20 protein-coding genes and 1 pseudogene are annotated in these 20,290 nt (G+C 32.3%); all 21 read right to left on the reverse strand.

What is annotated here, in order from left to right; genetic code table 11:
- Positions 1-381: 381 nt before the first annotated feature.
- A pseudogene (locus tag B3040_RS10730) lies at positions 382-939 on the reverse strand (cupin domain-containing protein); the annotation flags it as partial.
- A 115-nt stretch (positions 940-1,054) separates the two neighbouring features.
- Positions 1,055-1,819, reverse strand: coding sequence for a copper homeostasis protein CutC (locus B3040_RS10735; RefSeq protein ID WP_291573115.1), 765 nt, complete (start codon positions 1,817-1,819; stop codon positions 1,055-1,057).
- Between the two features lie 4 nt (positions 1,820-1,823).
- Positions 1,824-3,329, reverse strand: coding sequence for a M81 family metallopeptidase (locus B3040_RS10740; RefSeq protein WP_291573117.1), 1,506 nt, complete (start codon positions 3,327-3,329; stop codon positions 1,824-1,826).
- 111 nt (positions 3,330-3,440) lie between these two features.
- The gene (locus tag B3040_RS10745) at positions 3,441-4,055 is read right to left on the reverse strand and encodes a DUF3267 domain-containing protein (RefSeq protein ID WP_291573119.1); all 615 of its coding nucleotides are present in this window, start codon (positions 4,053-4,055) and stop codon (positions 3,441-3,443) included.
- 160 nt (positions 4,056-4,215) lie between these two features.
- Positions 4,216-4,851 carry an HAD family hydrolase gene (locus B3040_RS10750; protein WP_291573121.1) on the reverse strand — a complete coding sequence of 212 codons (636 nt, stop codon included), beginning with the start codon at positions 4,849-4,851 and terminating at the stop codon, positions 4,216-4,218.
- A gap of 251 nt (positions 4,852-5,102) precedes the next feature.
- A complete protein-coding gene (locus tag B3040_RS10755) occupies positions 5,103-6,356 on the reverse strand; it encodes a serine hydrolase domain-containing protein (RefSeq protein WP_291573123.1) in 1,254 nt (417 codons plus the stop codon).
- Positions 6,357-6,592: 236 nt separating this feature from the next.
- Positions 6,593-6,895, reverse strand: coding sequence for a DUF3795 domain-containing protein (locus B3040_RS10760; protein WP_291573126.1), 303 nt, complete (start codon positions 6,893-6,895; stop codon positions 6,593-6,595).
- A gap of 285 nt (positions 6,896-7,180) precedes the next feature.
- Positions 7,181-8,587 carry a glycosyltransferase family 2 protein gene (locus B3040_RS10765; RefSeq protein ID WP_291573128.1) on the reverse strand — a complete coding sequence of 469 codons (1,407 nt, stop codon included), beginning with the start codon at positions 8,585-8,587 and terminating at the stop codon, positions 7,181-7,183.
- Positions 8,584-9,684, reverse strand: coding sequence for a HEAT repeat domain-containing protein (locus B3040_RS10770; protein ID WP_291573131.1), 1,101 nt, complete (start codon positions 9,682-9,684; stop codon positions 8,584-8,586). Before B3040_RS10770 ends, B3040_RS10765 begins: the two co-directional genes overlap by 4 nt.
- Positions 9,674-11,824, reverse strand: coding sequence for a hypothetical protein (locus B3040_RS10775; protein WP_291573133.1), 2,151 nt, complete (start codon positions 11,822-11,824; stop codon positions 9,674-9,676). Before B3040_RS10775 ends, B3040_RS10770 begins: the two co-directional genes overlap by 11 nt.
- A gap of 16 nt (positions 11,825-11,840) precedes the next feature.
- On the reverse strand, positions 11,841-13,316 hold the full coding sequence (locus B3040_RS10780; RefSeq protein WP_291573135.1) for a CotH kinase family protein: 1,476 nt from the start codon (positions 13,314-13,316) through the stop codon (positions 11,841-11,843).
- Between the two features lie 5 nt (positions 13,317-13,321).
- Positions 13,322-13,999 (reverse strand): DUF4956 domain-containing protein, encoded by a 678-nt coding sequence (locus tag B3040_RS10785; protein ID WP_291573137.1) that lies wholly within the window; start codon positions 13,997-13,999, stop codon positions 13,322-13,324.
- A 21-nt stretch (positions 14,000-14,020) separates the two neighbouring features.
- Positions 14,021-14,716: a polyphosphate polymerase domain-containing protein gene (locus tag B3040_RS10790; RefSeq protein ID WP_291573139.1), complete on the reverse strand. Its 696-nt coding sequence runs from the start codon at positions 14,714-14,716 to the stop codon at positions 14,021-14,023.
- Entirely contained in the window at positions 14,709-15,581 is an 873-nt protein-coding gene (locus tag B3040_RS10795; protein ID WP_291573141.1) for a hypothetical protein, read from the reverse strand. Before B3040_RS10795 ends, B3040_RS10790 begins: the two co-directional genes overlap by 8 nt.
- A 640-nt stretch (positions 15,582-16,221) precedes the next feature.
- On the reverse strand, positions 16,222-16,782 hold the full coding sequence (locus B3040_RS10800; protein WP_291573143.1) for a GNAT family N-acetyltransferase: 561 nt from the start codon (positions 16,780-16,782) through the stop codon (positions 16,222-16,224).
- Positions 16,783-16,884: 102 nt separating this feature from the next.
- Positions 16,885-17,502, reverse strand: coding sequence for a class I SAM-dependent methyltransferase (locus B3040_RS10805; RefSeq protein WP_291573145.1), 618 nt, complete (start codon positions 17,500-17,502; stop codon positions 16,885-16,887).
- Positions 17,503-17,531: 29 nt separating this feature from the next.
- Positions 17,532-17,714, reverse strand: a complete 183-nt coding sequence (locus B3040_RS10810) for a hypothetical protein (protein WP_291573147.1) — start codon at positions 17,712-17,714, stop codon at positions 17,532-17,534.
- A 58-nt stretch (positions 17,715-17,772) separates the two neighbouring features.
- On the reverse strand, positions 17,773-18,435 hold the full coding sequence (locus B3040_RS10815) for a Type 1 glutamine amidotransferase-like domain-containing protein (RefSeq protein ID WP_291573149.1): 663 nt from the start codon (positions 18,433-18,435) through the stop codon (positions 17,773-17,775).
- A gap of 28 nt (positions 18,436-18,463) precedes the next feature.
- Positions 18,464-18,823, reverse strand: coding sequence for a DUF4440 domain-containing protein (locus B3040_RS10820; protein WP_291573150.1), 360 nt, complete (start codon positions 18,821-18,823; stop codon positions 18,464-18,466).
- 62 nt (positions 18,824-18,885) lie between these two features.
- Positions 18,886-19,641, reverse strand: coding sequence for a Nif3-like dinuclear metal center hexameric protein (locus B3040_RS10825; protein WP_291573151.1), 756 nt, complete (start codon positions 19,639-19,641; stop codon positions 18,886-18,888).
- Between the two features lie 22 nt (positions 19,642-19,663).
- Positions 19,664-20,173 carry a GNAT family N-acetyltransferase gene (locus B3040_RS10830; protein ID WP_291573153.1) on the reverse strand — a complete coding sequence of 170 codons (510 nt, stop codon included), beginning with the start codon at positions 20,171-20,173 and terminating at the stop codon, positions 19,664-19,666.
- Between the last annotated feature and the right edge of the window lie 117 nt (positions 20,174-20,290).

Consider the following 20,290-nt stretch of genomic DNA (forward strand, 5'->3'; position numbering starts at 1 on the left):
AGACTTATTTACACACTCTAAAAAAATGTGCTAACTTAACTTTTAAGTTAGCACATTTTATCTTTATCTAAATTTCTACTTATTCTATAAATTTCTTACTATATAAGACACCTACTCTATAAGTATTCCTACTTTAGGAAGGTCGGATAGCTTTTCTTCTATCCCACTATAACCTCTTAACTGTGGAGTTAAATCTTCTCCAGCAGCGAGTCCAAGGTCCATTGCTTTTCTCCATCTTGGATTATTGCTTACATCATATACAATGCCCTTAATGGCTACATAAGCAGGACTCCCCATAATACCGTCAAACTGAGCTAGCTCATTTAAGTTAAACTTTCTAGGTTGCCTAGTATAATTTTGCTCATACTCTTCATAATAGCGATGGTCGTGTTCTGCAGCATCTGCATCAGCTTTAGTTTTATGAACTGTACCACGTGGGTGTTGTGGTGGTGCATAAATAGAGTATAGTTTAATTGGTTTCTTTCCTGTATTAATCAAGTTGTGCCATGTACCAGCTGGTATAATGAAGGCAAAGTCATCACAAACCTTTGCTCTAAAATCTAGGCAATTTTTTCTTTCACCCATCATAACAAGACCTTCACCTTCTTCAATACGTATAAATTGATCAAGGTGAGGATGAATTTCTAAACCAATTTCCCCTCCAACAGGGATACTCATTAAAGTAAGTTGTAAATGCTTTCCTGTCCATAAAGCTGTACGGAAATTTTTATTTTCCTTAGTAGCCTCTTCAATGTTAATTACAAAAGGCTGTGGTCCATAATCTTTTAGCTTCATTTCCATGCAATCTGAGTTATTCATATGCTTTTTATTGTGGTGTTGGTAAGGCTTCATGTCGTACATATCATCCATTAAGTCTAAATCATACTTTGAATCTTCCTCACAATATGAGCAAGGATATTTTTTGTTAGAATTAGGCATATTGTTACTCCTTTTATAATGTTCTACCACCATAATATGATTAATGTTTACAAAAGGTGCTTTCATTCATAGAGCACAATAGCCCTTCTTTCCTATAACTAATTTAATGTATTCATTATTTAATATCTTTATTAGTTTCACTTAATTCAATCTTATTTAGAACAACCCTAGCTCTTTTAATGAGATTATAATCTGCTCTTTCCACTTCAAATTCACTATTAGAAGTATTCATTCTATTAATACACTCTCTGTATTCCATTTTACTTCCCACATTTACCTTCCCTGATAAATGAAAATTAGTGCAACCTGTTAATTTATATATTTCTTCTAAATTATTATCATTTACTCCACAGCCAGGCATTATAGTTATATAATATCCAAAGCTTTTTTGAAGCTGTCCAATATAACTTGCTCCTTCAAGAGCATTTTTTCTTTGACCTGAAGTTAAAATTCTGCATATTCCCATTTCAATAAGTTTTGGAATGTCCTCTATTGGGTCTTTCGCATCATCAAATGCTCTATGAAGTACTACTTTAAGAGGGTGAGCAATTTTTACAAGTTCCTTCATTCTCACTATATCTATCTTTCCATCACTTAATAATATACCAGTAACTATGCCCTGAAATCCCAATTCCTTTGCAAGGATAATGTCACTTTTCATAGTTTCAAATTCATTATCATCATATAGAAAGTCTCCAGAGCGAGGACGTATCATTACAAAAACTTCTATGTCCTTTAATTCTTTTGCCTTTTTCATTAATCCATAGCTTGGTGTCAGTCCTCCTATATTTAAAGCAGAACATAATTCTATTCGGTCTGCTCCTGCCTTCTTCGCTGTTATCATGGATGTATAGGAATCCACACACACTTCTAATATCATAACCTTATCCTTCCTTTGCTACGAGGTTATCTAAAGCATTATATTTAAAGTCATCATCTAATGGGAATATTGGTCTTTTCACCAATTTATAATCTAGAGTTTTTAAATCTTCATTTGTACTCCCCTTTGTAAGTGCCATTATGCTGCGCTTTGCAACCACCTCATGCTGATGAGTAAGATAACCAAGCTTACATACTACTATTTCTGCCTCCTTTGGATCTACGCCTAAGTCTGTAAACATCTCAGGTACTATATAGCCAACATGAGCTTCTGCAAGAACTATATCCACTCCCTGACTATTAAATAGTGCTAAGTCCCCTTTTATCATTCCTTCTCTAGACCAATCTTTAATATAAGCTTTTACTAATCCCTTTGCTGTTATAGGTGATGTAGTAATAGTATCAAACTTTGCACCAAAGGTAAGTGTTATTTCTTTTCCAACTTTTCCTTCACACTCTTTTGTAGCTATAGGATCATATATTCCACCATATATAACTGGTCTTCTTAAATTATTTGTTCTCTCATCCGCCATTATTAGCTTTAAAAAGTCTGTACAGTCTGAAGAGGAACCAGCCGTTGGGTTATCCCCAGAATCAGAAAGGTAAATAGGTAGCTTTCCTTCCTTAACAGCTTCAAAAGTTACATCTAAAGCTTCCTTTTCATTATAGGTCTCAGTATGGAAATGAAAATCGTATTTTTTTGCCCAAATTAGCTGTGCTAATCTAACTGCCTCTCTTTCTGCCAACTTAAGGTCATCATTTGCTACTACGTAAACAGCAATAGAGCTATCCTCATTATCTGCCCAAGGGAACCCCATCAAATAGGAAGCAGCCATTATACCTTCCTTTTCTTCACACTGTCTAAGTTCATTAATTAGTTCTACCATGGGTTCCACAGAAGTTTGTGATTGTTCCCCAGCAATTAAAATTGGCACCTTTACCCAAGCTGACTTAGGCTTTGCGTTGTTTTCAAGAATCTCTATGGTCATCTTTGCAGCATGCTCACCAGTTTCAAAGCAATCTGTATGTGGAGCACATTTATAACCAACAAAACCATCACAATTGTTGTGCATTCTTTCAGTCATAGTGGTGTGCATATCCAGGGAAGAAATAATAGGAATACTTGGAAACATTCTTCTTAAGTCTTCCAAAAGATATCCTTCTGCCTCACCTTGTTTATCAACTCTCATAGATCCATGTAATGCTAAGGTTATTGCATCTATTGGTGCTTTTTCCTGTGCAACTTTAGCTCTTTCTATTATTTCCTCCTTAACTTTCATATAAAAGTCATAATCAACTTCACCATTAGGAACAGCTCTGGCAAATACCGTAGGAATTACTTCATAACCAGCTTCTTGTAAAGTCTTTATAACTCCAGTTGTAGAATCATTATCCCATAGATTATTAAAAATATCCTCTCCATGTATAACTTTAAAATCTTTTTCACCTGCTATTATAGGATTAAAAGAATTAGATTCATGGTGCATTCCTGCAATTAAAACTCTTTTCATTAGATTTCCTCCTTATATTTTTATGTTAACACTGACAATTAACTGTAGTGAAAGATTATTTGCTATTGCAATTTTTTCTCTTTCAAAACCTAAGCCTTGTTTTGTATTATTTTATCTAAAATAAGTTTCAAATCCATTATTTATAATTTCTGAACCCCTTGGTACTTGAACTACTATTAAACACATATTGAGAAAGTCAACACTTGACCCCATGGCATTCATCAAACATAGAAATAATGTGAACCAGTTCAGCCATCCTAAAATACTAAGAATAAAAGGTAGTATAATTGATAATATAATAAATGGCATAATAGATATAATTAAATATCTTTCCTTTTTAATTTTTTCTGTAGTATAAACAAAACCTACAAAACCATTGATCCCCCAGTACACTTTATCTGAAGTAAAAGCCTTGGGAATAAAGCTAGCATGAAGGAATTCATGTATTGTCATAAATATAAAAAACATAACAACATATAGTAAAGTATCCAAATTTACTGTAAAAGTAATGTTTAAGTCATTCTTAATATTGAAAAACTCCTTTAAAGGAGGATATAAATAATAAGCAATAACTGCAAAAATAACTCCATTTATAATCATAAAAGGTACTGATAGCAAAATTGTTAAACCTAAATTAGAAGGTTCCTTTAGTTTAGTCCATCCATCTGCAACTAATTTAGCACTTACTTCTTTGTCAGCAGTAGGTATTTTTCTTATATATTTCATTATTGAAAATCCTTTCTTCAAATGTACATAATATCTACTAAGAATTTCTTATGAAATTCTTATATTCCATAAACTATAAAATTTAAGTAGCTTTATCTTATTCATACTTGTCCCATTACTCATTAGTCTGATTCATAAGAGTAATTCTTTTTTTAATTATTTATGTAATATATTTAAGTATATCTCTTAAATCATCCGTATCTACAGAATGCATTGCATTCTCACGAACCTTTGAAGAGCTATTTATAGCAATAGATTTTCCGCAGTAGTGAAACATTGGAATATCTGTTGAGCCATCCCCTACAGCAACACATTCCTCTGGACTTATGCTATTCTTCTCACAATAATCTTTTAAACACTGAATTTTTTCTTCAGCTCCTATGTAATTCACTATGTTTCCAGTGAATTCTCCATGAACCACTTGGTAGTCACTACCATAATAGTCATCGAATCCCCAAATATCGCATACAACTTTAGCCACTTGCTTTGGACCCACTGTAATAACAATGCATTTTATATTCTCTTCATGTAATTTGTTAACTACACTTTTTATATTTTTTAAAGGTTTTGCAATATCTAAAAAGCATTGGCCAATTTTATTCTCCTTAAGACCTAAAAGCAATTCTACTCTTAGGTAATCTGCTTCTTTGTAGTTAATTAATCCCTTTTCTTCTTTCTCTTGTATTAAAGAATGTTCTTTTTCTTTTCCATTTAAAATACATGGCAACATAACGGAATGAATCTCTCGAATTAAGGTATCATCCAAATCAAAACACACAAGCTTAGTATTTTTCATTCATATTCACCTACATTTATAATTTTATTTTATCAACTTTTGTTTTTAAGCCTACCTATTACAATTTATGACTCTTATAATACTGTGTAAGTTAGCTTTCTATAAATTGCATCTATCTTCTTACAGAATCATTGCTATAGTGAAATAAAGTCATGCCTTAATTTCTGCATGAAAGCTAACTTAGTTCCTTAAGACTTTTTCGTCACTAATAAAATATATTTTCATCTTGGAAGTCTAAATATTATAGCTATTTACTTCTTAGTAAATCCAAAAAACTTATAGCTTCCATCTTCACCTTCTACAAGTTCATAAGGCTTAGTTTGTGCAAACCATTTCTTGGCAAATTTATTTTTTCCTGCAGGATATAGTAAGTAATGTACCTCTCCATTAAAACGCACAAATTCCAGTCCTTCCTCCCCTAACTCTAAAGCTATTTTGTCTTTGTAATATACACCTTCGTATTTAGAAAGCTCTTCTCTATCTACTTTAACTTCTGTAATCCTTCTTGGTTCCTCAGTTTCTCCTGTAAAAATAATTTCAGCAATAGCATTACCAATGTGATAATTGTTTCCACATTCTGAATTAGACAATATCACAATACAGATATCCTCATCATAGAAGTCTTGTCTATATGTCATAACCCCTAAATGATCCCCTCCATGATAGAATCTTGTCCTCCCATACATCTTATCCTTGGTTAACCCATAGCAATAGCCTTCTTTATTTTCAGTTAAGAAGCGGTTATAGGTGTTATGGGATAAATATAATCTATCTTTAAGGCAGTAATACCACTTGCACAAATCTTCAAAATTAGATACTACAGCTCCTGCCCCAATGCTGAATTTTTCATTATAATACTGGCATCTTACTACTTCATTTCTATCCATCTGATATGGGAAGGCCTTATTTTTTATAATAACATGTCCATCATCAAGCACTGTGTTTTTCATTTCAAGAGGCTCAAAGATATATTTTTTTAAAGCATCACCAAAATTCATACCAACAAGGTTTTCTATTATCCATGCTAGCATGTTGTAATTAGCGTTATTATATTCAAATTTACTTCCTGGCTGAAAACTTAGGGGTCTCTTAATAAATTCATCGAAAAACTCTTGACGATTAAAAGTATTTCTATCATAGCATTGGAAAAAGTCATCTTCCCAATTATAAAATTGGTGAAGTCCTGAAGTATGTGATAATAAATGATGAGCTGTAATGTTGCTATCAATGTGTAATTCTTTAGGCAAGTGTAAGTTTATAGACTTATCTATATCTATTTTTTTCTGGTCATACAATAACATAATTAAAAACGCTGTAAACTGCTTAGATATTGATCCCAAGGTATAGCATGTATCTATACTATTTGGAATATTGTATTCATGACATGCCATTCCAGAAGATTTATTAAACATAACCTCCCCTTTATTCAAAACAGCTATAGTGCCTGAAAATGGCCAAATCTCTAAATATTTATTTATATAACTTTCTATAGTTCTTAGCTTCACAACTATTAACTCCTTTGTTAATACTCTTCATATAAGTACTGTATTTACCAACCTATTGGAAACTTCACATCTACCAACATACGTAAGTGTCAACTGCTCAGCCTAGGAAAATTACTTTGGCAGCAAACCTATATAAATCTACGTCTTATAAACTAAACCTAAATAGCCTGCTACAACTTTAAAAATATAAATGTTTCTAAGTTATCCCCCATATGTTAATAAAACTTTTTCAGTATCTATTTTCTTTTTGTTAATTTCATATAGGTTTTCTCACCTTTTTTCCAGATGTTTAAATTAGCTAATCTCTCCCCATTATCTCCATGGTCAGGATTATTAAAAGCATCTTGAAGGTTTTCACAAGGCAGTTTATTACAGTGTCCACAGTGGTTAAATCCCTTTTCAATAGAGCATTTTGCTATTTCACATTGTCCCCAAAACATTTTCCCCTGACTTTGCTGGCAACCTGGACAGTTTGTACCTTCTCTCCACTCACAATCCCCGCAATAAGCTCCACACATAGCAATCATATTTTTATCCATATATATCCCCACTTTCTTTTATATCTATTTTAACTCAATAAAATGTGAAATTTCAGAAACCTTTATATATGTATTCCACTAAGTATATTAATTTCCTCCAATCACATGAGAAAAACTCAATGAATAATATTAAATAAAATTGCACCCCTAACCTTTACAAAGATTAGGGGTGCAATTAATTATTCTAAGTTTATAAAAATTCATATCAAAAACTTATGGATCATATCTTTTTGAATATCGCTTCTGCATTTTCTTTTTTAAGCTATCAAGGACCTAAAAGAGCAATTATCTTTTATAATCATGCTTAACTCGTTTAATTGTTCCCCATTCCTTCTTTTTTTTCTTGTATCCAATAAATGAAGTTACTCGAACAAAAGAAATAACATATCGGAAAAATAAACTCTCTAATAAGCAAATAAACACTGCCTTCAAGGTATCAGAAAGTGTTATTTTTAAATTCTGTGTATATATTCTTTGGAAAAATGCTGTTATTGTTAAAATAGCTCCATATAATGAATAAAGTAAAAAGAACTTTATCATAAAAGGAATATTTAGTATTCCAAAATTCCATGCAATAACTATAGCTACTATACCAAATACCTCTATGGCAGGAGCTAAAAGCTCAAATAGTAAGTAATACATATAGGATACAAAACTCACTAATCCAAACCTTAAGTTAGCAAAAACTCTATAATACTTCGTCATGCTTTGAAATAATCCAAGATACCAACGTCGACGCTGCTTCATCAAATCTTTTAGTGAACCTGGAGTTTGGCTCCAACATATTGCATTAGGTTCGTAACGAAGTGAGTATTTAATATTGTTATTGCGGCAAAATACATGAAGCTTCACAGCTAGTTCCATATCTTCTCCTAAAGTGTTGCTATCATATCCACCAGCTGCCACGACAATATCTTTTTTAAATAATCCAAAGGCACCTGAAATGATTAAATTTCCATTAAACTGATCCATAAGAATTCTTGATGCTAAAAAGGATCTATCATATTCAACAACTTGCATACAAGTAATGAGATTTAGCGGAAGGTGATAACCTTTAACCTCACCACCTACCATTTCTACGCACTGTGCAACACGTATAAGTCCCCCTACAGCCACAATAGAATCATCTTCCAGTACCGGTTGTACAATTTTTTCCAGTGAGTCCTTTTGTAAAAGAGAATCTGCATCAATTCCAAGAAAATATGGAAAGCGAGAAGCATTTATGCCCATATTTAATGCATCGCCTTTTCCTCCATTTAACTTACTAATCAAAGTAAGCTTTATGTTCCCTACCATAGCTTCATAAACCGCCTTATGAGGTTCACATTCCAAACGTCTATGGATAGGTCTACTCACAGGCTTTAGCTGAAATGCTTCAATTAACTTCTTTGCAGTATTATCCTTTGAACCATCATCTACCACAATTATTTCATAAAGCCTATAGTTTAACTCTAATAAAGATTTTATACTATCCACAATAGTAACTTCCTCATTATATGCAGCTACAAGTATGGAAACAGGCACATAATAATTATGCCTTAACTCATTACGAAACTTAATCATCCTATCTCTTTGATAAAGCTGTAAGGCCCCAACAGTTACAGATAAGAAAAGGTATGAAGCATAGGTTAGAAGATAAACTAAATAGAACCATCCTACCCCTTCCATAAATTTATCGACAAAACTTATCATTGCGCCTCACCCACCTTTCGTTGCTCTATCATATAACTAAGAATTTCCTTGGCATAACGATCTTTGCCTTCTAGAATATCCTGCAACCTTTCAATATCAACCTTTAGATTTACCAATGAGAGAGCCGCATTATATCTAAGATACCAATTTCTATGATTCAAGGCTCTCTTTAAAGTCTCAATAGTTTCTTCACTAGGATATTTATCTAAAATAGCTGCTGCTACAATCTTTATATTTTCATCTACTTCTTTTTCATCATTCAAGTAGGCTATTAACAAAGGCTCAACAGGCTTATAAATGTATCTACGGTAGTACCTCATGATTGCTAGTTTGATATCAAGACTTACATCCTCTGATTGGAGAACTGAAAAGAATCTTGTTTTAAAATTACTTGAATAAGCTGTAATAAACTGTATCACTGATACCATAATATTATCATCCCATTTTTGAAAGTAATTCCATAACCGCTCTGCAAGGTCATATTTATCGCCAGCAAAAGTCAGCAATCCATCTGAAAGTAACTTCCTATGGTGAAACCATTGCCTATCATTCATAATTTGCAAACTGTTCTCTATGGCTTGAGAATTTCCTAAAGAATACAAAGCATTTAAAACATTTTCACGACAGTACACTGTGGAGTTATCCATATAAGATATAAGTATTTCCATAAGAGGGCTATATTCCTTGTCCTTCTGAGGAGGATTTTTGAAAATGAAGTATGCAAAGAAAGCTCGACTCATACTTTCTTTCCTTGCATATTTATAAGCTAATTCTTGGATAACCAAATAGTTTTCTTGTATATATTTCTCCAACTTAACTCCTGTATCTCTCAAACTATCTAGTGCACGAACATAAAAAATTAATTCATTCACATTATTTAATTTCTTATTCAGTAACTTCTTATGGCTTTCTTCTATAACTCTTCCTAAATTTAAATTATGAATCTGTCTCCTGATCTCCTTTTTCCATCCATTAACCTTTTTATTATATTTCTTTTTTCCCCTTTTAGAGTAGGCTATGTAGATAATATTATAAATCAACAAAACACAGCAGACAAAAAGGTAACTGTAGATAACCTTATCTATACTAAAATTCATATTTTGTCCTCCAGCTTTCCTTTAAAATAAAGTAGGACTTTTTTAACTGCTGGTAATAGGTTGCCTTGCTTCTCCATGGTTTTAGTTTCATCTCAGTCATAGATATTGGAGTTTCTTCTAATAGTTCTCTAACACCAATATACATACTTGAAACTTTTAAACCTTCAACACCAAAATTCTCGTAATAATCATCATGAACTTCCATGTCAGCAGGGTTATAAAAGTTTAAGAGTTGCCAAGGAATTCTAATCTCCACAAAACCTGTTCCATAGCAGAAATCTGCTAAAGAGTTATAATTACTACTGTTAGGATTTCCATTTCCATTAACCAGCCTTCCAGTTTCATAGGTTTCAAAGAGTCTTTGAGTCATAATTTCCTCATCAGTCATACCTTTTGACACTAACGTTTTATTCTTACAAATCATAGAAATAGGCACAAATTCACTGGAGTCTTTTGCTGGGAAATTTACAAAAGGATCTTCTCCTTTAATCTGAGTTAAATAATTTTCTCTTAAAGACTCATATCTTGACTGTACTAACAAGCGACTATCATTAACTCCATTAATACAAAGGAGAAAATCTGCTTCCCTTTCAAAGTTAAGCTTAGGATTTTCACTTCTTGTGCTACCACTTTTAGGTGTAGTATCAATAGGAAAATAAAGTGAAGTCTGTTCATTCATATCTTTTTTCTCAGCTAAAATATAAAGGAAACTCTCATCATGTCTAGCAGATAAAGTAACCTCTTCTCTACTTAATATCTTATCCTTATCCTCCCACTCAGAAGAATCCCCATCTATATAGGTGGTTTCTTCCGGTGTACCAGTATGAAAAGACATCAATCCATATCCTTGTCCATTAGTCTGAAGGTCATGCCATCGATAAGACTCTTTTACATTTACTGCATAGGAAGTATTCCAGGTACGTCTTTCCCATACATCCTGCCATGTACTAACTACTGCACCACTACAACCTGAATTTACAATATCACTGTAAGTTGAAACCAAAGCGTTTCCCTGTTCCTCTTCTGTAAGAGGTCCACTTATATCATCAGTTCCTCTAGAGGAAGAAAACCCATAACTAGCAATAACTACAGGCATAGAATGATAGCTAGCTAGCAGCTGAGTATAGCCCTCATAATAAAATTCCTTATTTAAAGTTGGAAGTATACCTGAGAGTTTAGCTTTCTGCTCTTCAGAAAAGTATTCTTGAAAACCTGGGCAGAATTCATATAATCTATAAGAAGCAAAAAAACCACTAATAACTTCATCACTTGAAAGTATATTTTCTGCATCTAAATAATTATATTTTCCAAGCTGCTTTCCATAAAACTCCTCATAAACAAATGGATCGTTCTGAGGGTCATTAATAAAGGATATTAGCCTTTGTTTTTTATACTTTTTACTCTCATAAGAAAGCATATCATCCATAATTTTTGCCAACATTGCCTCAAATACTGTGGCATCTTCATCTGTACGGAAATACTTTCCCTGATAAAAATTTTCTTGAGTTCCATTGTGATTTGTATAAGCCATGGTGCCTGGATTCCAGTAACTCCCAATGACATATCCTAGCACCCAAGGTGATATGTTCTTTCGATAGTTTCCGCTTCCCTTCATCTTATTTATAGAAATGCTTTTTCTCCCATGAATTATATCCACCACATCTTTAGAATCCTCCCTCAAGGTTTCATAAAAATCACTACTATAGGCATCCTTTCCAGAATTATTGGCATAATCTGATACCTGAATTCCTTGTAGCAAATAAAGTGGCACTTCTCTTTTGCTATTATATTCATAAAAAGCATTATAAAAAGTATCGTTATAAATTGTATTTATACGAATAACATTAGCTCCCATTTCTTGTATCTGCGTAAACCACTTCATCCAAGTATCTTTATCAACAGCATAATCCGTGGCATGGTAGCTAGGTATATTGCTTTCCAGATCCACACCCTTAACCAAAAACTCTTTATCTTCCCCATTTTGATTTTTAATGTAAATCTTTTTGTTTTCAGTTCTCCACTGAGTTGTTACTGGCCTATCTGGATGGAAATCAATATAAAAACCACCGTAATACACCGCATAGCGCAGTCCCAGCACAGAAAGAACAAGCATAACAGCGGTAATTATAAATTTTCTCATTTGGCCCTCTCCTTCATTATTTCACTAAATCATTTATATTTTTAGATTCATGAGAGTATTGATAAAGGGTATCTATATGCTCATCAAGCCAATTCCCTCTGGCTACAAGAAAGTTCTTTAGTTGTTTTACTGACTGCTCATAGCTAGTATAATTTCTCTCTACTGGTGTTAAATAATTCATATGATTATAATTAGATAAATCAAATACATATCCCCAAACCTTATAGTTCCTGTCAACAGAACTCCCTAGCCACTGATTAGTTTCATCAATATAATTAAGAAGATAAGCTTCACTAAGAACTTCCTTGCGTAATTCCTTGTATCTTTTAATAACTGCAGTAACAAACTTTTCATCCTTAATTAATGCATTAAACAAGGGTGAATTTATCATGGTAAATCCTGCTTCATTCCAGGCATTTTCCATGTAATTATCTCCTCCATTGTTAAAGTCCCACACACAAGGTTTTAGTTTTCCCCTTACATCCTTATAGTAAAAAGTAGAATAATGCCCAGCATCCACGTTTCGGAATAATTCATTAATCACAAAATACTCAGCAAAACTATTTAAGTCTATATATTTTGTATACCCCTTTTTTTCATCAGTTAAATCATAAGAGTATAACACCTTTTCCATTTTGCTAATATCTTTCTCTATATATTTCTTACGCTCCTCAGTAATCAAATTGATTCCTGGATACCTAACATCTAGTGCCGCAATGCCACTACGATAGGTGTAATAAGCATAATTATCTAGTTCCTTATTACCTTTTCCTTCTCTATCCCAAAGTACAATATAGCTTGTCAAAGTACTATTTTTATCCGGTTTTTTTATATTGATTCGTCCTTCACCTCTACTTACACTTTCCATGAGTAGATAAAGGCCCTGATATTTTCCATCTAAAAACATCTCACAGTATCTGACATTTGGAGCATAATCCATGATTTCTCCTGAAATATTCAAAGCAACATAATTACGCATAAGGGTTCTATCAAGAAATGGCCCATTTAGCACCCATTCATCATGTGGTTCCATTCCTGCAATCCCTTTCTTATTCTCCGTACCATCCTCCAAAACAAGGTGAATAGAATAAGATTTCTTATCAAAAAATCTAGATGAATTTCCCCGGTAACTTATTTCTGCTAAAGAAGATAATGTAGGTTTATCAGTAATATTATTAACACCCTTTTGCTGGTCTATAACAGAAAAGGAAGCTGTAATCCTTGGTAATTCATCTGCTGCAGTCTCATATCCCACAGTTTCACCATTTTCTACAATAGGTGTGCCAGGGACCTTTTGTCCCCCAGTGCTTATACTAACAATTGGAAGGTGTGTTTTAAATTCTTCACTTTCTTCATCATTAGCTGCTTGCCATTGCTTTTCACGATGCTGATGAACTCTAATGGATTTATTTTCAACATTTAATTGGTATAACCCAACGCAAATTCCTATAATAAATACTATAGTAATCGTATATATCAATTTGCTCTTCATTATTTTTACCCACTTATTTCATCATTTTGTGTAATTATATTTACATACTCCACACCGCCGAGGGCATATAGTTTTTGAGTTATTCCTTCGCTTTTTTTATAAGAAAGATTATAAGTGCTACGAGACATTTCAAATATAAATTCTACTGCTTGCTCAGTTGTATTCTTAACTCTTAACAAAGGTTTTTTGTTAAAATACTCAAAAACTATTCCTTCAATATCAGTTTCTTTGCTTCTACTTGCACGAACAATTAGTAAGATTCTATTTTCATTTTTTACTCTTCCCATTAAAAGTAATACCACAAAAACTACAACGGTACCTATTCCCGCAACTAGATAATCTCCAACCCCACAACATATACCAACGATGATAGCCCAAAAGATATAGGTGGCATCTCTAGAATCCTTAACTGCTGTTCTAAAACGAACAATAGATAATGCACCCACCATACCAAGGGAAAGGGCAACGTTATTTCCTATAACCGTCATAACTGTTGCAGTTAAAATAGTTAATGTCATTAGAGAAACATTGAACTTTCGACTATATGCAGTACCTACGTGGGTAAACCAGTAGGAAATATAAATAGCTATTGAAATTAAGGCTGATGAGATAATATGTAATAAAATCGACTGAGTACTTAAGGTACCACTTTGTTCTAAAACATTTAGTAATAATTCTTTCATAAAAACTTATCCCTTCCCATATTAAAATAGGTAATGCTTACTGACGGATCTTCCTAGAGAATATTTACTTACAGAAACTTCACTAGTATCACATTCATTAAGCATATCCTTGATATACGCAAATAAAAACCCATTAAATTTTACTTCTAATACACCTAGATAAGGATCTAAAATACTATTTTCCACAAGAGTATCTGAAAAAATATCAAAGGAACTTTCTGTGCCAATAATATGATGATCAAAGGTCACTCTTATATCATTAGCATTTGCAATAAAAGCTTTTCTTTTATAGGTTACAACGGTCTTAGGTCTATAACAAAACATATTCATTAGTGAAAAGCATTCCGCAGCAAAAGGTTCTTTATACTTTAAAAGTACAGAATAATTTCCTTGAATCATTCTTTGGGCATCTTCCTTGTTCAATCGTAAAGAACGTTTTTTTTGCAGTGCCCCCTGTTTCTGCTTCATTTCTAATAAAGCAAAATTAGCTTTAGGATCATATATTCTTAATCGAATCTTTCGTCGAAGCTCCACGCCCTCTTCCTTTTCATGATAATCTTTATCATCCAAGGTATCAAAATATAAGGATCTTATCATATAACCATCCTCCTGACTATGGCTGTCCACTTGAAGGATTTTGCTTAAATTATGGCTATATTGATAAAATTGAGAAAGCGAGATTAAAAACTTCTTTTCCTGCCTTAATACTTCATTCATTTCCTATAATCTCCTTTAATGCTGCATAATCATGAAAAGCTATAGAAATGTTTCTTCCATTAAATGACTTCTTCAGCTCAATGAAATTTTCTTCTACTGAATTTAAGCCTTCCTCATAGTATGTGTTTTTATCTATCAAACCATGTTTGCCTGGAGCTTGCATTTCATATATATTGATAAGCTCTTTACCATACTTATTAGTCAATACCGCTTCATTTTCAATATGCTTTTGCTCTTTCCCCTGATAATAATTCATAACCGCTAAGCTATCACAACTAGATTTTATTAACTCCTCAACTTGCTTCGAAAATCCTAAATCATCATAAAAATAAGGAATGCAAGCAATGACTTCTAGCCCATTTTCATGTGCCTTTTCATAGGTTTTCTTCATATTTGCTACAAGTCCATTCATAATTTTTTCCCGTGATTGCTTATCCCATTCATCTAACAGGTAAGGCTCTACATCAAATAACACACCCTTTATTCCTTTACTCTTCCCTAGTGACCTATTAATATTAACTACTTTTTCCACTTCACTAAGCATAGTTTCTCCACTTTCTTCTAATGCCCATTGTGGAGCCCCTGTAAGGAGATATACACTATTTTTTTTATCAGTAGCTTCCCTCACAAAATTCAAAATATCCTTCTCCTGTAAATCTTCTGAAAAACTTTGATAAATTGTGTTAAGCTTCAAATCTTTCATTGTTTCATAAAGCTGAGCACGGCCTTCTAATACTTCAGAATCCTTCCAAGAAAATAACCCTCTTGCTTCCTGTGAAGTTTTATTTAAACTGCATCCGCTAAAAAAAGATCCTACAGTGAAAAAAACTATTATAAATAATAAACTTTTTATTTTAAACTTCATTAAACCAATCCTACCTTTATGATACTTTTTAATACAATGTTTTATGGTAACTATAGGAAACTAGAGTTAAAACTTAACTTATCCATCAATCCTACCCTGGTTCCTATAGGGGTTTATGACGCTGAATAAGTTAAAACTCTATCATGAAACCCTATAGAAAAGTACATCTTAATCCTTATCATTGCACTTTGTAATACTACATGTTACTACATGATACGACTAATTAATACAAATTTCTATTGTAAATTATACTCCATATTTTTATAATACTCAACTACCTTTTCCTTATTTTCAAATTTTTATAAAATATGTATTATATTTACAAACTTCTATGATAACCATTGCCCTAGTAAGTATATTTAACATATCTACTAATCTACTTTTATAAAAAAATTATGCTGAAATTTACAGGTTTTTATACACAAAACCAATTTATGCATTACTCCTACTTTGTTTACCTTAAGACCTTTTGACGGTGAATAAAATAAATTTTCATCATGAAATTCTATAATTCATAAATGCCCTAAACAATAGGAAAACCATAGATATATAGAGAAATAGTTCTTCTACTATCCATGGCTTACTAATATTAAATTAATAAATATTATTTTTTTGGGTAACCCCTTATTATTTTACTTCATTAATCTGCATACTCTTCCCTTAATATAGAATAATATTTGCAATCCACTAAAGAACCATCCTTGATCTTGTGTATTTGCCTTAAAGTACCTTCGTATTTTAACCCACACTTTTCAATAACCCTGCCAGAAGCTGTATTATCCACATGATGACGACCAGTTATGCGATTAAAGCCTACTTCTTTAAAGGCAAATTTAATGAGAGCTGAAAAAGCTTCAGTGATTAACCCTTTATTCCAATAAGCTCTACCTATGCAATAACCTATTTCACAACTTTCAATATTATTATCTACATTCATAAGTGCAATAGAACCAACTACACTGTTATTTTCCTTTACTTCAATTGCCCAGTTATAATTTTCTTCACTACTATACTTATCAATCCACATTTCAAGAAGTTTTTTACTTACTCCAATATCACTGTGAGTTGGCCAAGATAGGTATTTTGTAACCTCATCATCTGATGCCCAGTTATTAAACATATCCTTAGCATCCTCTTCTTTAAACCTTCTTAATATAAGTCTTTCAGTTTCTATGGTTTTTGTTCCTATATGATGCAACATTGTGCCCCCCTAAAACTTCATTATATATTCCTCAATATGAATTTTTTATATTTACTATATTTTTATTAGTTTTTCATGTATTTATAGAAATTCCTAGTAACATTAAGTTGTGATAGGTATGCATTTTCTAAATATATAATATTTCCATAGTGAATCTTTATCTAATAGAATCTCTTTTTCAAAGTCAAATTTTTTAGAGGAATATAACTTTAATTCCTCTAGGGTATGAAAGTAAAAATCTCTATCATATTCCTCACCTTCAATAGTTGTGTAACTTGATTTTTCACTTTTTCCTATGCCATCTTTAACCGCTACAAATAAAAATCCATCATCATTTATAACCTTATAAACTTCCTCGAATGCCTTTGAAAGCTTATGATCTGGAAGGTGTATTAACCCAGCTATTACAGCACAGCCATGAAATTTACCAACATAGGAATAATCATTTAACATATCTTCAACAACAAATTTAATATGTGGATTTAGCTTTTTTGCAATTTTAATACTTTCTTCGCAAAAATCAAGTCCAATAACTTCAGCACCAAGGTTTTCTAATCTCATACTTTCATACCCTGCTCCACAGCACAAATCTAAAACCCTTGGATTTTGTGGCAAGTAGTTAATAAATTCCATTAGATATGGAACCATGGATTCATCTTTATACCATTTATTAGCCCATTCTGAAGCAGTTTTATTATAAAAATCTTTTGTACCCTTCATATAGAATCCCCCCAATACTATGTTAATTTTTACCTTAAAGCAAGAAAACTAATTAGAATTGCAGTGGAAATAATAATGCATATAGTTGCAATACACATTTGAATTATTTTATTTCGAACTAATGCTTTATCAGTAAAATTAATGATAATTCCATATAAAGATAAATACCACCACATAGAACCTAAACATATAGGTATTAAATAAATAAACACACCTACCCCCCCCCTTAATAATTATCCACCCATGTTTTGCAATTCTAAAATTTTCATTTTATTCTTTATAAAGCTTTGCATTTCCTAGCAACACTACCTCATCACCCTTTACAATTATGGCACTTTCAGGTTCTGTGGTGTATACTCTTTTTCCTTTTTCAGCCATATATCTTTCAATGCTTTTATTTTGAGAATCTGTATTTTTATAATGAACTTCCACAGCAAAATCCTTAGCATAACTCAAACCTTTTTCATAAACAAACTCTGGATAATCATCATCTGGTGAAATGTAGTAATCCTCACACTGCATCATAGTACCAGCACTCCACCCCATCTTAATTCCAGGATGATTTTCAAGGGTTTCAATTAAATTAAATTCTTCCAACCTTCTCATTGTTTTCTCTGGAAAGCCACCAGTAAAAAAGATTATATGGCTTTCATTGATTTTTTCCTTTGCACCATGGCTATCATCTGTAAAATAATTAATCAATGTTATATTGTCATCACTAATACCATAGGCATGGAAAGGAGTAGTCATTTTAAAGAATTCTTCCCCATTAATTTTGTTGTAAAGTGATTCCCATTGCTCTGCATCCTTTATCCAATCTTCATGAAAAGCAAAAGGAATTATGCAAATTTTGTGTTCTGATTTAATTATATTTTTAAAAGTTTCATAAGCCCAAGGCTGATGAAAATCTAGCTTATCTAATAAAATATTCATTGTATTCACCCCTTAATATAAGCACAAATTATTCTCTAGCCTTGGTTCCCTGATGGAAAAACAATTGCCATGTTCCATCAATAAGCTTCCATATAGAACTTCTCCTTGAAGTTACCCGAGTACTTGTATTAAAGGTTTCAAAGTTAAGTAAAACTACATCTTGCGCTAAACTCTTTACTATAAAGTTCTTTGGAATTATCTCAACTTCCTCCTTATCTGGTAAACTACCCAAGACTTCCTGCTTATTACAGACATGCCCTGAAGTACAATACTCAATAAATTCATCTGCTATCAGTTTATCTAGTTCTTCTACGGATTTTCTTACCCTAGGATCTAAAAGTCTTTTTTCAAGGTATATAATCTTCTCTGAGAGAGTTTGAAGCCCCATAAATAACACCCCTTTTTAAGCAAAAGCCACTAATAAATAGTGACTTTAAATTTTTCTATTTCTTACTCAATATGCTGTTCTTCTATTCTAATTACCTCTACCTGTGGATACCTTTCTTTAAGCAGTTTTCCTAGAGTTTCAAGTCCAAAGATTTCAGTAAAAGTATGACTTCCTACAACCAAGTTTATCTTTGCATATCTAGCATACTCCACAGTATACAATAATTTTTCTCCTGTAAAATAAACATCACAGCCTTCATCTACACAGGTCTTAATATCTATAGCTGAAAACCCAGCTCCTGTAACAACTCCAATTTTCTTAATCAACTTATCACTGTTTTTCCAACTACCTACAGGTTCTTCTAGTAACTCTTCTATTTGTTTTACTAATTCCTCAAAGGTAATAGGCTTGTCTAATATTCCTATTCTTCCACAATACATGCCCTCATCATTAGAAAACTTATCAGTAACTTTAAAGCCAAGTTTATTTAATATAGAGACATTATTACCAAACTCAGCATCATCTAGTGGTAAATGAATATAAAAATGAGTAATTTGATTATCTCTTAAAATCTTTAGGCAATCTTCCTTCATTCCCTCCATCCATGTCCAAGCATCATGGTGAGTTATAAGTAGATTTATACCATTTTTAACTGCTTCTTCTGCTGTTTCAATAGTTAAATTAGTGCAATAACCTACTTTAGTAATAGGTTCGCTTCCTATGTTGGTAAAGCCGTACTCATCTTTTCCCTCAACAATATCAAGCTTCTCTTTTGTAAAAGTATCTATTATAAACTTTTCAAATTCCTTAACTAACATACTCTCATCCCCCATTCTACTTTTAAAGCTCTATCCAATATCTTTGAGTTATTTTATCCCCTTCAACAACCTCATTCTCTAGCACTCCACCATTTTTCATTATGGTTCTCGCTGAACCTAAATTATCTTTATCGCAGGTAATTAAAGCCTTATTAATTCCTAGTTCTTTTGCCTTAGATAGTGCAAGTGACAACATCAACGATGCATAGCCTTTTTTTCTTTCACTAGGTCTTATGCCATAACCAATATGCCCTCCATAATTAAGTAAATAGTCATTTAAATAATGTCTAATATTTATAGCACCTAAAATTCTCTTATTATCTTCAACCAAGAATAAAGTATGAGCTGGAACGAAACCATCAGGACAGGTCTCTTCAAATTTATAGTTATTTTCTAGCCAAGTTTTATAATCCATATCTAGTAATCTAGCTGCATAGGGTACAATATTCTCCTTAGCTTCATCCCATTCTCTAATAAAATCATAATGCATTTCTTCCATTTCTAAAGTAGGTCTTAATAATTCTATCTTCATATAATTCATCCCCTTTATAAATATTTTTCCTCTCTTAGTCTCTTCCTTTTTTACTTCATAAATCAAGTTAAATAACTTTTGTTCCCATGTGATTACACAAAATAAACATTTTTTCTA

Origin of the sequence: Clostridium sp. UBA4548 (assembly GCF_002387895.1) — a bacterium.
In the GTDB taxonomy this organism is placed as follows: domain Bacteria; phylum Bacillota; class Clostridia; order Clostridiales; family Clostridiaceae; genus Clostridium_J.

What these genes read in the sequence shown, in the direction of transcription:
- B3040_RS10805 (WP_291573145.1), bottom strand. Translation starts at nt 17,502, where the DNA reads ATGAAGGGTACAAAAGATTTTTATAATAAAACTGCTTCAGAATGGGCT.
- B3040_RS10775 (WP_291573133.1), bottom strand. Translation starts at nt 11,824, where the DNA reads ATGAGAAAATTTATAATTACCGCTGTTATGCTTGTTCTTTCTGTGCTG.
- B3040_RS10765 (WP_291573128.1), bottom strand. Translation starts at nt 8,587, where the DNA reads ATGATAAGTTTTGTCGATAAATTTATGGAAGGGGTAGGATGGTTCTAT.
- B3040_RS10815 (WP_291573149.1), bottom strand. Translation starts at nt 18,435, where the DNA reads ATGAATATTTTATTAGATAAGCTAGATTTTCATCAGCCTTGGGCTTAT.
- B3040_RS10780 (WP_291573135.1), bottom strand. Translation starts at nt 13,316, where the DNA reads ATGAAGAGCAAATTGATATATACGATTACTATAGTATTTATTATAGGA.
- B3040_RS10770 (WP_291573131.1), bottom strand. Translation starts at nt 9,684, where the DNA reads ATGAATTTTAGTATAGATAAGGTTATCTACAGTTACCTTTTTGTCTGC.
- B3040_RS10790 (WP_291573139.1), bottom strand. Translation starts at nt 14,716, where the DNA reads ATGAATGAAGTATTAAGGCAGGAAAAGAAGTTTTTAATCTCGCTTTCT.
- B3040_RS10760 (WP_291573126.1), bottom strand. Translation starts at nt 6,895, where the DNA reads ATGGATAAAAATATGATTGCTATGTGTGGAGCTTATTGCGGGGATTGT.
- B3040_RS10820 (WP_291573150.1), bottom strand. Translation starts at nt 18,823, where the DNA reads ATGGGGCTTCAAACTCTCTCAGAGAAGATTATATACCTTGAAAAAAGA.
- B3040_RS10740 (WP_291573117.1), bottom strand. Translation starts at nt 3,329, where the DNA reads ATGAAAAGAGTTTTAATTGCAGGAATGCACCATGAATCTAATTCTTTT.
- B3040_RS10795 (WP_291573141.1), bottom strand. Translation starts at nt 15,581, where the DNA reads ATGAAGTTTAAAATAAAAAGTTTATTATTTATAATAGTTTTTTTCACT.
- B3040_RS10800 (WP_291573143.1), bottom strand. Translation starts at nt 16,782, where the DNA reads ATGTTGCATCATATAGGAACAAAAACCATAGAAACTGAAAGACTTATA.
- B3040_RS10750 (WP_291573121.1), bottom strand. Translation starts at nt 4,851, where the DNA reads ATGAAAAATACTAAGCTTGTGTGTTTTGATTTGGATGATACCTTAATT.
- B3040_RS10830 (WP_291573153.1), bottom strand. Translation starts at nt 20,173, where the DNA reads ATGAAGATAGAATTATTAAGACCTACTTTAGAAATGGAAGAAATGCAT.
- B3040_RS10785 (WP_291573137.1), bottom strand. Translation starts at nt 13,999, where the DNA reads ATGAAAGAATTATTACTAAATGTTTTAGAACAAAGTGGTACCTTAAGT.
- B3040_RS10735 (WP_291573115.1), bottom strand. Translation starts at nt 1,819, where the DNA reads ATGATATTAGAAGTGTGTGTGGATTCCTATACATCCATGATAACAGCG.
- B3040_RS10825 (WP_291573151.1), bottom strand. Translation starts at nt 19,641, where the DNA reads ATGTTAGTTAAGGAATTTGAAAAGTTTATAATAGATACTTTTACAAAA.
- B3040_RS10745 (WP_291573119.1), bottom strand. Translation starts at nt 4,055, where the DNA reads ATGAAATATATAAGAAAAATACCTACTGCTGACAAAGAAGTAAGTGCT.